Raw genomic sequence first — 245 nt, 5'->3', positions numbered from 1 at the left:
TGGCAGCGGATCGTAAGCCTTTGTCCTCTGCCTTACGGACGCATTCAATGGAGGTACCAGCAGGTGAGCAGACCGCATCCTTGAGTTGACCGGGATGTTGTCCAGTTTCTACGACCATAGCTGCAGCACCTAGGACGGTTTGGGCGGCTAAGCTTTGGGCTTGGGAACGTTGAAGACCTTGTTGACATCCGGCGTCTGCCATGGCCTCGATTAGCATGTAGACAATGGTGGGACTAGAGCCAGAT

General features: G+C 54.7%; 1 protein-coding gene. It reads right to left on the bottom strand.

Annotation, left to right across the window (positions count from 1 at the left end; all coding sequences use genetic code 11):
• On the bottom strand, positions 1–245 hold a 245-nt coding region (locus QP442_RS08750), incomplete at both ends, for a pyrroline-5-carboxylate reductase family protein (protein ID WP_285069820.1).

It is taken from the genome of Pauljensenia sp. UMB1177 (assembly GCF_030217965.1).
GTDB lineage: Bacteria > Actinomycetota > Actinomycetes > Actinomycetales > Actinomycetaceae > Pauljensenia > Pauljensenia turicensis_A.
This window is presented reverse-complemented; position numbering and strand designations above follow the sequence as displayed.